Origin of the sequence: Streptomyces achromogenes subsp. achromogenes, from assembly GCF_000720835.1 — a bacterium.
In the GTDB taxonomy this organism is placed as follows: domain Bacteria; phylum Actinomycetota; class Actinomycetes; order Streptomycetales; family Streptomycetaceae; genus Streptomyces; species Streptomyces achromogenes.
In genome coordinates this window covers 1-13,834 of sequence record NZ_JODT01000019.1, presented here as the reverse complement: position 1 = coordinate 13,834, position 13,834 = coordinate 1, and the positions used below count along the sequence as shown (strand labels likewise).

Genomic DNA, 13,834 nt, shown 5'->3' with positions numbered 1-13,834 from the left:
TCGATGTGACGGGTGCGCAAATCGGAGGCTCGTGACGTGACTCAGACAACCCCAGCCGCCGCCCCTGTCCAGATCCCGCCCGCACGGCGCCGCCGCGTGCACCGCGCCTGGTTCGTCGCCGCCGTCACGTTCGTCACCATCACGGGTGCGGCGGCCTTCCGTTCGCTGCCCGGTCTGCTCATCGACCCGCTGCACCAGGAGTTCGGCTGGTCACGCGGCACGATCGGCGCGGCCGTCTCCGTCAACCTGGCCCTGTACGGGCTGACCGCGCCGTTCGCCGCCGCTCTGATGGACCGTTTCGGCATCCGCCGGGTGGTCGCCGCCGCGCTCACCGTGATCGCCTTCGGTTCCCTGCTGACCGTGTGGATGACGGCGCCCTGGCAACTGCTGCTGTGCTGGGGCCTGCTGGTGGGCCTGGGCACCGGCTCCATGGCGCTGGCGTTCGCCGCGACGGTCACCAACCGCTGGTTCACCGAGCGGCGCGGCCTGGTCAGCGGCATCCTCACCGCGGCCTCCGCCTCCGGCCAGCTGGTCTTCCTGCCGCTGCTGTCCTGGGTCGTGGAGGACCACGGCTGGCGGCCCGCCGCGGTCACCGTGGGCCTGACCGCGCTGGCCGTGGTCCCCCTGGTCTGGCTGCTGATGCGCGACCACCCGGCCGACGTGGGCGAGAAGCCGTACGGCGCGGTGGAGTTCGTGCCCAAGCCGGCGCCGGTCGTCGGCGCCGCCCGCCGTACGCTCACCGTGCTGTCCGGCTCCGTGCGCACCGGCACCTTCTGGCTGCTCGCCGGCACCTTCGCGATCTGCGGCGCCTCCACCAACGGCCTGGTGCAGACCCACTTCGTGCCCGCCGAGCACGACCACGGCATGCCCGTGACGACGGCGGCCTCGCTGCTCGCGGTCATCGGCGTGTTCGACGTGGCCGGCACGATCGCCTCCGGATGGTTCACCGACCGCTTCGAACCGCGCCGCCTGCTCGCCGTCTACTACGCCCTGCGCGGACTGTCCCTGCTCTTCCTGCCGATGCTGCTCGGCCCCTCCATACAGCCGTCGATGGTCTTCTTCATCATCTTCTACGGGCTGGACTGGGTGGCCACCGTCCCGCCCACCCTCGCCCTGTGCCGGGAGCAGTTCGGCGAGGACAGCGCCATCGTCTTCGGCTGGGTGCTGGCCGCCCACCAGATCGGCGCGGCCCTCGTCGCCTACCTCGGCGGCGTCGCCCGGGACGTCTTCGGCTCCTACGACCTGGTCTGGTACGCCTCCGGCACCCTGTGCGCGGCGGCGGCCCTGATGTCCCTGGTCATACGGCGCACGGCCCCGGCCGTGACGCCCGCCGTATCCTGAACGCACCGCCTGCGAAAGGAAGTTCCCGTGACACTCGGCATGGTCCTCTTCGACGTGTTCCTCGTGCCCGCCCACGCCGGAACACCCGAAGGAGCACACCGTGTCGAGGACCGACCGGATCACCGACGAACCCCTGCCCGCCCGCTGGCACTCTGAGAGCGGACTGCCCGCACCCCGCCGCCTGGTCGTCGCCGACGACCGTATCCGCGCCGCCACCGCCTACCGGCTCGCCTGCGAGGGCACCGCACTGCTGTGGCGGGGCGACTACCAGGGCGCGCGCCGCCTGCTGCGCGCCCTGGAGCGCCGCGTCGACCGGACCGCGCCCGAGCCCGCCGCCGCACCGGCCGAGACCTTCCGCCTCCAGCGCCGCTTCCGCGCGCACCGCGCCCGGGTGCTGGGCCGGCTCACCGTCCTGCTGGAGCCGGACCACGGCCTCAGCCTGCGCCGCGCCCCCGACGTCCGGGCCGCCTGCACCGCCGCCTACGGCCCGCCCACGGGCCCGCGCCTGATCCCGCTGCGCGAACTGCTGGGCGTCCTCGGCGCCCACCAGTGGCGGGAACGGGGGGTCGAGGTCCCCGCGCTGGGCGCCCGCGTCCACCCGCACTACGGCGTCTTCGCGCCGGTGCGCGGCGAGTACGTCGACCTGGTGGCGCGGGCCCCGCTGCCGCCCGTGCGCACCGCCTTCGACCTCGGCACCGGCACCGGTGTCCTCGCGGCCGTCCTCGCCCGGCGCGGGGCCGGCCGGGTGGTGGGCACCGACATCAGCCCCCGGGCCCGGGCCTGCGCCCGGGACACCGTGCACCGGCTGGGGCTGGCGGACCGCGTGACGGTCACCGGCCCGGCCCTCTACCCGCCCGGCCGGGCCGGTCTCGTCGTCTGCAATCCGCCCTGGCTGCCGGGCCGTCCCGTCTCCACGCTGGAGCAGGGCGTCTACGACCCGTCGGGCAGGATGCTGAGCGCCTTCCTGGCGGGCCTGCCGGAGCATCTGGAGCCGGCCGGGGAGGGCTGGCTGATCCTTTCCGACCTGGCCGAACACCTCGGTCTGCGCACCCGCGCCGACCTGCTGACGGCGATCGAGGCGGCGGGGCTGCGGATCGCCGGCCGCATCGACACCCGGCCGCGCCATCCCCGGGCGGCCGATCCGCGCGACCCGCTGCACGCGGCCCGCGCCGCCGAGGTCACGTCCCTGTGGCGGCTGGTGCCGCGCTGACCGGGCTCAGTCGTCGGCGAGATAGGCGAACCGGCCCCGGTGGAACAGCAGGGGCCGGTCCGTGCCGTCGGTGCCGAGGGCGGTCACCCGGCCGACGACGATGAGGTGGTCGCCCCCGGGGTGCACGGCGTGCACGGCGCAGTCGATCCAGGCGACGGCGCCGGCCAGCCGGGGCGCGCCGGAGACGGGCGCCGGGTCGTGGGCGACCCCGGCGAACTTGTCGGCGCCGCTCACCGCGAACGCCCGGCACAGCTCGTCCTGCCCGGCGCCGAGCACATTGACGCAGAACACCCCGGCGCGAGAGATGCGCGGCCAGGTCGTGGAGGCGCGGCCGACCATGAAGCAGACCAGGGGCGGGTCGAGGGAGAGCGAGGCGAAGGACTGGCAGGCGAAACCGGCCGGTCCCGGCCCGCCCTCCGGCGCCGGGGCCGTGATGATCGTGACTCCGCTGGCGAAGTTCCCCAGCACCCGGCGGAACTCCGCCGGGTCCACCGGCGCCCGCTCGTCCTCGGGGACGCACCGCAACCGCGAGCGGGCCGGGGGCTCCACCGGCACCGGCGCGTATCCCAGATACCGCACGGCGGCCGCCGCCGCCCCCGCGTGACCCATCATTCCCTCATTGAAACCGACCGGCTGTGAGAGGGGAAGGCCGGCGGCCGTCGAAGTGCGGCGCCCGGCGCTCCGCGAATGTCCGCAGCCCCTCCTGGGCGTCCCGTGTCGTCGAGTTGATCTCCTGGCCCCAGGACTCCGCGGCGAACGCGGCGGACCAGTGAATAAACTGACAGGTAGTCAGAGAGGGCAGCGGCAGAGCGAGGTCACCGGCCGGCTACTCCGGCTTTTTCGCGGCCGGCTTCAGGACCGCCTTCGTGAGCGGCTTCACGGCCGGCCGCAGGACCGCCTTCGCGAGTGGCTTCACCACCGGCTTCACCGCCGGCTTCGCGACGCTCTTCGCGCGTGTGGTCCCGGCGGATTTCCCCACCGCCCTCGCGATCCGTTCCGCGTCGATCGCCAGCTCCCGCAGCATCCCGCTGATCGGGTTGGTGAACCCGGTGAAGTACAGGCCGGGCGCCTTCGGGGACGTGCGGCCCCCGTGCACCACCGGCCGGCCGCGCCCGTCCAGCACCCCCAGATGCCCGACCAGCCCCTCCAGCGCACGGACGTACCCGGTGGCCGCGATCACCGCGTCCGGGGTGATCCGGCCGCCGTCGGCGAGGACCACCGCGTCGCCGTCGAACGCCTCCACGGCGGCCACGACCTCCACCCCGCCCGTGCGCACGGCGCGGACCAGGCCGACGTCCTGGACCGGGATCGCGCCCTGCTTCACCCTGCTGTACAGGCCGGTGTCCGGGCGCGGCAGCCCGTGCGCGGACAGGTCGGGCGTGCTCAGCCGCCCCACCGGCCCCGCGAGCCGGTCCACCAGCCACACCGGCAGCCGCCGGACGAGGACGCCGGTGTACTGGGCGGGCCAGCCGAGGGTGGAGCGGCGCAGGATGTGCGGGGGCGTGCGCACCGCGAGGCGCACCCGCGCGGCCCCGCCCTCCACCAGGTCCACGGCGATCTCCGCGCCGGTGTTGCCGACGCCGACGACGAGTACGTCCCGCCCCCGGTACGGAGCCGCGTTCCGGTACCGGGCGGCGTGCAGCAGCTCCCCGCCGAACTCCGTGCCGCCCGGCCAGTCGGGCAGCCGCGGGGTGTGGTTGAAGCCGGTGGCGACGACCACCGCGCTGCCGGTCAGCTCGCGGCCCCCGGAGGCGCGCAGCAGCCACCCGGTGCCGTCCGCGGTCCGCTCGACGCGGTGCACCTCGACCCCGGTGACGATCTCCAGTCGGTGGTGTTCGGCGTACTTCTCCAGGTAGCGCACCACGTTGTCCCGGGACACCCAGCGTCCGAACCTGCGGGGCATGGGCAGGCCGGGCAGCGCGGACAGCCGCCGGGTGGTGTGCAGCCGCAGCCGGTCGTAGTGGCCGCGCCAGGAGGCGCCGACCCGGTCCGACTTCTCCAGCACCACGGCCCGTACACCCCGCTCCCGCAGTGCCTGGGCGACGGCCAGGCCGCCCGGTCCGGCGCCGATCACATAGACCGGGGGGTCGGCGGGGACCGGCGGGCGGGGGACGTCGGCGGGGTGGGAGGCGGTCATGAGCGGGAGCGTAATCACCCACCCCGTTGATGGGTCTCGGTCAAGACCGGAATTGGTTGCGGATTGATCACGGGTGTGCGGAAAGGGTGCGCCGGACGTGAACCGGCCCCTCTCCGGCGCTCGTTGGCCTGGGGTGACCGGAGAGCCGTGGGCTCCTCACGGCCGCGGCGGCGACCCGCTCAGGGTCACCACAGTGTCCGGCTCACGGCGACCATGGCGTCCGGCTCACGGCCACAACAGCGTCCGGCTCCAGCCGAACCCGGTGCTGCGGTACTCCAGGCGTACGTGCCGCCGCTCCGGGTCGCCCTGGAAGAACTCCACCGTCTGCGGACGCAGCCGGTACAGGGTCCAGGTCGGCGACGGCTCCGCCGGGTTCTCCCGGGCCCGCTCCCAGGCCGCCTCCGAGACCTGCCGCAGCTCCGCGAGCGACTCCAGCTCCTCGCTCTGCCGGCCGGTCAGCGCGGCGGCCAGCGCGCCCGTGGACCGCGCGTGCAGATCGGCCTGGCTCTCCTCGGCCGGCGCGGAGACGACCGGTCCGCGCAGCCGTACCTGGCGGCCCAGCACCGGCCAGTAGAAGGCGAGGGCCGCGTACGGCCGGGCGGCCAGCGCGCGGCCCTTGCGGCTGGTGGCGTGCGTGGCGAACGACCAGCCGTCCGCGTCGGCGCCGTGCAGCATCACGATCCGCACGTCCGGCAGGCCCTCCTCGTCCGAGGTCGCCAGCGACATGGTGTGCGGCTCCGGCTGCCCCGCCGCCACCGCGTCGGCGAACCAGTCCGTGAACAGGGCGAGCGGGGTGGGCGGGGCGGTCTCCGGGTCGAACGGCGGCAGCCGGGTGACCTCGGGATCCCAGACCCGCAGCGAGCGGAGCAGTGCGTGAAGATCGTGCTGAGCCATGGGGCGAGTATCACCGCCGGGGCCGCGCTCAGTCCCGCCGCCACCGGTGGACCGCGTCACAGTCCCGCCGCACCCACCACCGGTGGACCGCGTCACGGTCCCGCCCCCACCGGTGGACCGCCTTCCAGCCCCCCGCTCATTACCGGCCCGGCACCACCATCCCCGAGGAGCAGAACCAGCCGCCGGTGTCCGAGACCACGCCCAGCCGGGTCAGGGACAGTCCCGGGTGGAGCGGGAGATCCGCAGGTTCCGGCTGACCCGGCGTGAGCCGTACGCGGCCGCCGGGGCGCGGGAACCCTAGAGCGTCGCCAGCCGTTCCACGAGCAGGAACGCTCCGATGCCCAGCATCGCCGCGCCCGAGGTGCGGGTCACCGCGCGGGCCGCCGCCGGGCGGGCCGCGAGGAGGGCGCGGGCGAGGGCGCCGACGGTGAGGTAGACGGCCGCGCAGCACGCCATGTGGAGCAGGCCGAGCACCGCCGTCTGCGCGGGGACGGGGAGGTGCGCGCCGCGCAGGGTGAGGAACTGGGGGAGTACGGAGAGATAGAGGAGCAGGCCCTTGGGGTTCAGGCCGCTGATCGTCGCACCGCGCAGGAAGGGCCGCCCGTCGGCCACCGCCACCGGGGCGGCAGCCGTCGCCCCGGGGACCGGTTCAGCGGACGCCGGACCCGATGCCCCGGGCGCCGTTTCAGCGGACGCCGGACCCGACGCCCCCGGCACCGCCGGCCGGCGCACGACCCCCCAGCCCAGCCACAGCAGGTATCCCGCGCCCGCCACCGTCACGGCCGTCAGCAGAGCGGGGGAGCCCGCCACCAGGACCGCCAGGCCCGCCGCGGCCAGGGCGGTGTGGAGGGCGTACCCGCAGACCAGGCCCGCCACCGCGCGCGGTACCCGGCCCCCGCGCAGGGCGGTCGTGATGACGTACGCCCAGTCGGCGCCCGGTACGCACACCAGCAGCAGGTCCACGGCGAGGAAGGAGAAGAGCAGTCCCGAGTCCATGTCGGGCACATTAGGCGCGAATTACCCGAAAGTGTTCCCGAAGTTTGCTCATGATCGCGAGTTGTGCGCAAAGATCTTCCCTATGGACGACGTAGACCGGAAAATCCTTGCCGAGCTCCAGCAGGACGGGCGGCTGACCGTGACCGAGCTGGCCGCCCGGGTGCGGCTCAGCGTCTCCCCCTGCCACCGCCGGCTGCGCGAGCTGGAGCGGGCCGGCGCCATCCGGGGCTACCGCGCGGTGGTGGACCCGGCCTCGCTCGGTCTGAACTTCGAGGCGCTGGTCTTCGTGTCCATGCGCCAGGAGGACCGGGACACGGTCGCCGAGTTCGAGCGGGCGGTCGGCGAGCTGGAGCATGTGCTGGACGCCCAGCGGCTGTTCGGCGAGCCGGACTATCTGCTCCGGGTGGCCACCGCCGACCTGGCCGCCTTCCAACGGCTGTACGACGAGCGGCTGGCGACCCTGCCGGGGGTGCAGCGGCTGACCTCGACGCTGGTGATGAAGCACGTGGTGCGGGACCGTCCGCTGCCCGCGTAGAGGGCGCCCGGACAGGCGGCGGGCGGTGGTTCAGGGGATGAACCACCGCCCGCGAGACAGGACTTGGATCTTCACAAAGGGGCGCGAGGGGCGCGGCGCCTACTTGGACGGCTTCTTGCCGGTCACGCCCAGGTGCACCAACAGCGCCAGGTTCGGCTTGAGTTCGGCCTGCTTAACCCCCCAGGAGGTGAACCCCTTCTGGTGGGCCGCCACCGCCGCGAGCATCGCGACCAGCGAACCGGCCACCGCCGCCGGGTTCACGTCCTTGTCCACCCGGCCCTTGGCCTGGAGCTCCGCGATGGAGTCGGCCAGGGAGTTGTTGACCGAGTTCAGGATCTTCATGCGGATCTTGTAGAACCGTTTGTCCCCCTCGGCCGCGCCCAGGTCCACCACCCGCAGGATCGCGTCGTTGCGGCGCCAGAAGTCCAGGAACCCGTCCACGAGTTCCTGCGCGGTCTGCCAGCCCGACTTGCCGGTCCAGGTGCGCCCTTCGAGCAGTTCGGTCAGCCCCGCGCCCTCGGCCGCCATCCGCTCGGCGATCTCCAGGACGGCGCCCTCGACGTCGGGGAAGTACTGGTAGAAGGTCGCGGGCGACGTGCCCGCCCTCCGGGCGACATCGATGACCTTGACGTCCCGGTAGGGGGAGGAGCTGAGCATCTCGCTGAGGCAGTCGAGCAGCTTCTGCCGGGTCGCCTGCCCACGCCGGCCGGCCACGCGGCCGTCGACGGTACGCACTTGTCCTGTCATGCCGTCAGCTTACCGAGGGGGGGTGGGAGCGCGATTCGGCCGACTGCAAATGGGGTGCGGGGCCGGATCCGGGGTGGTGTGCCTGGTCTGCGGCGTGCGCGCGTCCCGGTTACTTTTGCCGCATGGCCGAAAACAGGGCATCCACGAACGAAGAGACATACAGGGAGGGCGTCCCCTGCTGGGTCGACGCCCAGCTGCCCGACGTCGAGGCGGGCAAGCGGTTCTACGGTGAGCTTTTCGGGTGGACCTTCCAGGAGGCGTACGGCTCCGCGGTGTGGGCACTGCTGGACGGCGACCGGGTCGCGGCGCTGGCCCCCAAGACGGACGGCCGCATGCCCACCGTCTGGACGGTCTCCTTCGCCACCCCGGACGCCGGGGCCCTCGCCCGGCGGATCACGGCGGCCGGCGGCCGGACGATCACGGACCCGTACCGGCTCGGCGGCCTCGGCATCGCCGCCCTGGCCGCCGACCCCCAGGGTGCGGTGTTCGGCCTGTGGCAGCCCGGCACCCACCGCGGCTTCGGACGGCGGCGGGCGCCGGACACCTTCGTATGGGCCGAGCTGTACACCCGGGACACGGCCGCCGCCAACGCCTTCTACGGCGACCTCTTCCACGAGGCCCTGTTCGGCTCCGGTGCCGCGCCCGACTTCGGTCGCGCGGACGTCACCGAGGTGTTCCCGGCCGAGATGCCCCCGCACTTCGTCGCCCACTTCGGGGCCACGGACCTCGACGACGCCCTCGGGGCCGTCCAGCGGCTCGGCGGCCGGGTGCAGGCGCCGCCCTTCACGACGTCGTACGGCACGGTGGCCGTCGTCACCGACAATCAGGGGGCGTCCTTCGCGCTGCTCCAGCGGTGATCCGCCCCTGCTGCGGCGGTGATCCCGCGCTGTTCCGGCGCTGCTTCAGCCTGCTCGGGCGGTGATCCATCCGTTTTTGGGATGAATTAATGTGAGACACCCCGACTGTCACCGGGTTCGCAACCAGCCGCCCGGCCAGGAAGAATCGGGGTGCGTGCCGCCATGGCGGTGCGGTGGTGAGACGCTGCACTTCGGTCGCGTACATATGGGGTGGCGCGGCTCGTACGGGGAGGTGGCAGGCAAGTGGTGGATCAGCTGACGCAGCACGATCCGCGGCGGATCGGGCCGTTCGAGGTGCTGGGCCGGCTGGGGGGGCCGGCGGCATGGGGCTGGTCTATCTCGCGCGCTCGGCGTCCGGCCGGCGCGTGGCGATCAAGACGGTGCGCACCGAACTGGCCGAGGACCAGCTCTTCCGGGTCCGCTTCACCCGTGAGGTGGAGGCGGCCCGCGCGGTCTCCGGCTTCTACACCGCGGCCGTGGTCGACGCCGACCCGCGTGCCGCCGTGCCCTGGCTGGCCACCGCCTACGTCCCCGCGCCCTCGCTGGAAGAGATAGTGAACGAGTGCGGGCCGCTGCCCGCGCAGGCCGTGCGCTGGCTCGCGGCGGGCGTGGCCGAGGCCCTCCAGTCCATCCACGGCGCCGGGCTGGTCCACCGCGACCTGAAGCCGTCCAACGTGCTCGTGGTCGAGGACGGCCCCCGGGTGATCGACTTCGGCATCGCCTCCGGGGTCTCCAACACCCGGCTGACCATGACGAACGTCGCCGTCGGCACCCCCGCCTACATGTCCCCGGAGCAGGCCAAGGACTCCCGCAGCGTCACCGGCGCCAGCGATGTCTTCTCCCTCGGCTCCACCCTCGTCTTCGCGGCCACCGGACACCCGCCCTTCCACGGCGCCAACCCGGTCGAGACCGTCTTCATGCTGCTGCGCGAGGGCCCCGACCTCACCGGCCTGCCGGACGAGCTGCGCCCGCTGATCGAGGCGTGCATGCAGATGGAGGCCACCGCCCGGCCCACCCCGGCCGACCTCCAGGCCCAGCTCGCCCCGCACCTGTTCGGCTCCGGCTCCGACGACAGCGGCACCGCCTCCGCCTGGCTGCCGGAGAAGGCCGTCGCCCTGATCGAGGCCCGCCGCGGCGGACGCCCCGCCGGCCGGCCCGCCCCGGCCCCGGACGACGGCTCGCGCGCCGCCGTCCGGCAGACGGTGCCGCCGCCCCCGCCGTACGACCCGCCGGTCCCGGTGCCGCCCTCGGCGCCCGTGTCCATGCCGGTGGCACCCTCGGCCCCCGTGCCGGTCCCGGCCGGCGCCCCCGGCACCGGCCCGGTCCGGCTGGCCGGCGCCGCGGTGCCCATCGGCCCCGGCCCCCGGGTCGCCGACGCCCGCGCCGCCGCCGTCAAGGCGCCGCCGCCCGAGTCCGGCCTGGTGGCCAGCTGGTCCCGCCCGCGCCCCGGCGTCGCCACCGCCGACCCCGCCGTACCGCCCGCCCCGCCGGTGCCCCCGGAGCCCGCGAGCGGCTGGCGGCCCTGGCGGTTCCGCATGTCGAACGACGTGTGGGGCACCCCGGCCGTGGCCGGCGACCTGGTCTACGTCACCTCCTTCGAGGTGCACGCCCTGGACGTGTCCACCGGCCGCCGCCGCTTCAAGACCCGGGACGTCGCCTGGTCGATGGCGGTGGCGGACGGCCGTGTCCACGCCTCCGACGGCCCCACCCTGTACGCCCTGGACGCCCGCGAGGGCACCGACCTGTGGCGGCTGTCCACGGACGCCTGGGTGTACTGCCTCAAGGCCGACCGGGGCACGGTCGTCACCGGCACCCGCGGCGGCGGCGTCCAGGCGTGGGAGGCGTCCAGCGGTCAGAAGCTGTGGGAGATCACCGGCTGCCAGACCGACTTCGAGTCCCCCGAGGCGGGCCCGGCCGTGCACGACGGCACGGTCTACGTCTGGCAGGACGCCCGGCTGCGCGCGCTGGAGGCCCGTACCGGCGAGGAGCGCTGGTCGTACCCCATCGGCGACGCGGCCTCCTGCGGCGGGGTGCCGGTGCGCCTGACCCCGGCGTCCGACGGGTGCGTCTACATCTGTGCCGGCACCCGCGTCCTCGCCGTGGAGGCGGTGAGCGGCCGGGTGCGCTGGCACTTCGAGGCCCCGGCGGTCTTCCTCAGCCCGCCCGCCTTCGCTCCCGGCCCGGCCGTCACCGGCGGCGGTGTCTACCTCGCCGACTACCTGGGCACGGTCTACGCCCTCGACGCCGCCGACGGCCGCGACCGCTGGCGCATCGCCACCGAGGCCCGCTCCTCCGTGGAACCGGTGCTGGTCGCCGCCGGGCACGTGCACGTCGGCAGCGGCAAGGGCCTGTACACCCTGGACGCGGTCACCGGCACCCCCAAGTGGCGCTTCCAGGCGGGCGGCGACGTCGTGGGCGCGCCCGCCGTGGCCGAGGGCCGGATCCACTTCGGCTCCACCGACCACCTGCTGTACACCCTGAAGGCCGACGACGGCCGGCTGCGCTGGAAGCTCGCGACCGGCGGCGAGATCACCGGCTCCCCGGTGGTCAAGGACGGCGTGGTCTACGCGTGCAGCAAGGACCGGTGCGTGTACGCGCTGGACGCGGAGAAGGGCACGGGCACGGCACGGACCACGTGACGCACCCGGGCACCGGCCGGCGCACCCGGGCGGCCGGCGGATCACCCGGCGCGACGAGGTGCGGCGCCTGCGCGAACGCCTGCGCGAGCGCCGCCTCCCGGGCCGCCCCCAGCGCCCGCACGGTCCCCCGCACCCCCTCGGGCGGATACCCGCCGAGCACGGCGGCCCAGCGCACCGCACCGGCCGGCCTCCCCGTACGGCATCCGCAGCGCCATCAGCACGGACTCGTAGGCGCTGACCGCTGCGGGGGAGGAGCCGACCGCCCTCTCCCCGGCCGACGACATGCCAAGGGGCCGGGTCCCCCGACCCGGCCCCTCGACCCCCCGTTTCACACCCGGCCCCGACGACTCCCCCTCCGCGCCGCCGCGACCGTTCCCCCGTCGGTTGGTGGCTTACTTGCCGTTCAGGTCCAGGGCGGGGGGAGCGGGGGAGTGGTTGTCCATGGTGATGATCGCGTCGCTCGGCGGGGCCGGCGAGTGGTTGTCCATCGTGGTGATCGCGTCATCGATCGGCGGGGCGGGCGAGTGGTTGTCCATCGTCGTGATGTCTTCGGACTTCTTTTCGGTCTCGGCCATGTGAACAGCTCCCCTGAAGGTAAGTCAGCTTCGAATGGTCCCTGTCCGGCAACTCCCCCGAGGGCTGCCGGGCAGGGACCCGACAGGACTCTCGCATACCTGCTGAGTCCCTCGGCGACCCGCCTGCCCCCCGACGCGACGGATCGATGCGTTGAGCATGTCAGTGGGGCATAAACAATCGATGAACGCTGTCGTGACCCGTCAGGCCGTCGAAAGCGGCGACAGCAAGGCCCGTACGACGTTGGCCTCCAGAGAGCCGGATTGCTCGTAGATCGGCAGGGCCTCGCGCCAGCAGACCCGTGCCCGGTCGACCTGGCCCAAGGAGGCCAAGGAACGCCCCAGGGTGGTCAGTACACCGGCGCGCACCAGGTCACCGCCGATGCATCCGATGGCCAACGCCTGCTCCGCGTGGGTGGCGGACAACGTGTGCTGCCGGCCTACGAGGTGAGCCTGCGCGATCCGGAAGTGAGTCGTCCCTTCCCAGAGGCGCTGGCGGTTCATCTGGAACGTGTGCAGCGCGTCCTTGAGTTCCGCGAGTGCCTCGGCCGGGCGTCCGGCCTGTGTCAGGGCGAGCCCCAGGGCGTACCGTGCGTTTGCCAGGCGCACGGTGGCTCCGAGGCGGTCGTACAGACCGATCCCCTGCTGGGCGAGGGTTATTGCGTGGTCCGTGTGCCCCATGGCCAGGTGAACGCGTGACAGGTTGCACAGGGCACTCGCTTCACCTGCGAGATTGCCGTCGTGGCGTGATGCTTCGATGGCTCGGATCAGATGCTGTTCGGCGTCCGCGTAACGTGCCTGGTTGAGGCCGATGATCCCGCGGTCGTTGCTTGTCCAGAAGACCGGTGTGGAGTCTTCGGCCGTTTCGGCGAGCAGACCTGCCAGTCGGGCTTCCTCATCGGCTTCCTTGTAGCGGCCCGCCACGAGGTGGACGTTCGTCAGCGCCGTGCGGGCGCGTCCTTCGGCATGGGCGTCGCCCGCGGCATGAGCAGCGTCCCTGGCGGTGAGAGCGACGGACTCGTACTGCCTGGAGTTGGCCCCCGACTCCCCCAGGTCTTTCGCGGCCCACAGCAGATCCACGCCCCGGCGGAGCCTGGAGCCGCCCAGAGCCTGCCGGGCCGAGGCCAACAGACAATTGGCCTCGGAGTACAGCCAGTCCAGCGCCTCTTGGCGATCGCTGAAATGCAGCCCCGGATACTCGGTCGGTTCCAGGTGCTCCACCAGCCGATCCCCCGGCCGCTCCACCGCGTACACCCCCGCCGTCGTCGCCAGATAGAAGTCCAGCAACCGCGACATCGCCGCCTCCCGTTCGCTGGGCCGGTCCTCGTCGCGTTCGGCGCAGGCGCGGGCGTAGAGGCGGACCAGGTCGTGGAAGCGGTAGCGGTTGGGGGCCGCGGATTCCAGGAGGGAGGTGTCGACGAGGGATTCGAGGAGTTCCTCGGTGTCCTCCGGGGGGAGGTCCAGGACCGCCGCCGCGGCGGCCAGGGAGATGTCGGGGCCGTCGGCGAGGCCCAGGAGGCGGAAGGCGCGGGCCTGGGCGGGCTCCAGCTGGCCGTAGCCGAGTTCGAAGGTGGCCTTGACCGCGAGGTCGCCCGCCTGGAGTTCGTCCAGGCGGCGCCGTTCGTCGGCGAGCTTGGCCGCCAGCACCGAGACCGTCCAGGTGCGGCGCGCCGCCAGGCGGGACGCGGCGATGCGGATCGCCAGCGGCAGGAAGCCGCAGGCCGCCACCACGTCCAGCGCGGCCTCCCGCTCCGCCGCCACCCGCTCCTCGCCCACAATCTTGGTGAACAGGCACAGAGCCTCGTCGGGGGACATCACGTCCAGGTCGACCAGATGGGCGCCCGCGAGGTCCAGCATCCGCACCCGGGAGGTCACCAGCGCCGCGCAGCCCTCGGTGCCGGGCAGC

General features: G+C 73.7%; 11 protein-coding genes and 2 pseudogenes. 5 read left to right on the top strand and 8 right to left on the bottom strand.

Features of this window, described 5'->3' with window-relative positions; genetic code table 11:
- Positions 1 to 36: 36 nt before the first annotated feature.
- Both IH25_RS0119905 and IH25_RS0119900 read left to right on the top strand, forming a co-directional pair.
- Entirely contained in the window at positions 37 to 1,341 is a 1,305-nt protein-coding gene (locus IH25_RS0119905) for an MFS transporter (protein WP_030611931.1), read from the top strand.
- 100 nt (positions 1,342 to 1,441) lie between these two features.
- The gene (locus tag IH25_RS0119900; RefSeq protein WP_051754055.1) at positions 1,442 to 2,551 is read left to right on the top strand and encodes a methyltransferase; all 1,110 of its coding nucleotides are present in this window, start codon (positions 1,442 to 1,444) and stop codon (positions 2,549 to 2,551) included.
- A gap of 6 nt (positions 2,552 to 2,557) precedes the next feature.
- On the opposite strand, the gene IH25_RS0119895 is transcribed toward IH25_RS0119900, so the two are convergent.
- From IH25_RS0119895 to IH25_RS0119880, 4 genes are all read right to left on the bottom strand, one after another.
- Complete coding sequence (locus tag IH25_RS0119895; RefSeq protein ID WP_030611925.1) at positions 2,558 to 3,160, bottom strand: flavin reductase family protein; 603 nt, start codon at positions 3,158 to 3,160, stop codon at positions 2,558 to 2,560.
- A 217-nt stretch (positions 3,161 to 3,377) separates the two neighbouring features.
- Positions 3,378 to 4,688: a flavin-containing monooxygenase gene (locus IH25_RS0119890; protein WP_078844330.1), complete on the bottom strand. Its 1,311-nt coding sequence runs from the start codon at positions 4,686 to 4,688 to the stop codon at positions 3,378 to 3,380.
- Positions 4,689 to 4,913: 225 nt separating this feature from the next.
- Positions 4,914 to 5,582: a pyridoxine/pyridoxamine 5'-phosphate oxidase gene (locus IH25_RS0119885; RefSeq protein ID WP_030611917.1), complete on the bottom strand. Its 669-nt coding sequence runs from the start codon at positions 5,580 to 5,582 to the stop codon at positions 4,914 to 4,916.
- A 297-nt stretch (positions 5,583 to 5,879) separates the two neighbouring features.
- On the bottom strand, positions 5,880 to 6,578 hold the full coding sequence (locus tag IH25_RS0119880) for a LysE family translocator (protein WP_030611914.1): 699 nt from the start codon (positions 6,576 to 6,578) through the stop codon (positions 5,880 to 5,882).
- Between the two features lie 82 nt (positions 6,579 to 6,660).
- Between IH25_RS0119880 and IH25_RS0119875 the strand changes: the two genes are divergently transcribed.
- Positions 6,661 to 7,113 (top strand): Lrp/AsnC family transcriptional regulator, encoded by a 453-nt coding sequence (locus IH25_RS0119875; protein ID WP_030611911.1) that lies wholly within the window; start codon positions 6,661 to 6,663, stop codon positions 7,111 to 7,113.
- A 99-nt stretch (positions 7,114 to 7,212) separates the two neighbouring features.
- On the opposite strand, the gene IH25_RS0119870 is transcribed toward IH25_RS0119875, so the two are convergent.
- Positions 7,213 to 7,848: a TetR family transcriptional regulator gene (locus IH25_RS0119870; protein ID WP_030611909.1), complete on the bottom strand. Its 636-nt coding sequence runs from the start codon at positions 7,846 to 7,848 to the stop codon at positions 7,213 to 7,215.
- A 134-nt stretch (positions 7,849 to 7,982) separates the two neighbouring features.
- Here IH25_RS0119870 and IH25_RS0119865 point away from each other — a divergent pair, with 134 nt between their 5' ends.
- Together IH25_RS0119865 and IH25_RS37630 are read left to right on the top strand one after the other, a co-directional pair.
- On the top strand, positions 7,983 to 8,717 hold the full coding sequence (locus IH25_RS0119865) for a VOC family protein (protein ID WP_030611906.1): 735 nt from the start codon (positions 7,983 to 7,985) through the stop codon (positions 8,715 to 8,717).
- Between the two features lie 243 nt (positions 8,718 to 8,960).
- Positions 8,961 to 11,356 (top strand): annotated as a pseudogene (locus IH25_RS37630) (outer membrane protein assembly factor BamB family protein).
- Here IH25_RS37630 and IH25_RS42370 read toward each other — a convergent pair.
- From IH25_RS42370 to IH25_RS0119850, 3 genes and pseudogenes are all read right to left on the bottom strand, one after another.
- Positions 11,265 to 11,595 (bottom strand): annotated as a pseudogene (locus IH25_RS42370) (hypothetical protein); the annotation flags it as partial. The pseudogenes IH25_RS37630 and IH25_RS42370 overlap by 92 nt on opposite strands.
- Before the next feature lie 153 nt (positions 11,596 to 11,748).
- Positions 11,749 to 11,931 (bottom strand): hypothetical protein, encoded by a 183-nt coding sequence (locus IH25_RS0119855; protein WP_030611902.1) that lies wholly within the window; start codon positions 11,929 to 11,931, stop codon positions 11,749 to 11,751.
- A 201-nt stretch (positions 11,932 to 12,132) separates the two neighbouring features.
- On the bottom strand, positions 12,133 to 13,834 hold a 1,702-nt coding region (locus IH25_RS0119850; protein ID WP_030611899.1), incomplete at its 5' end, for a tetratricopeptide repeat protein.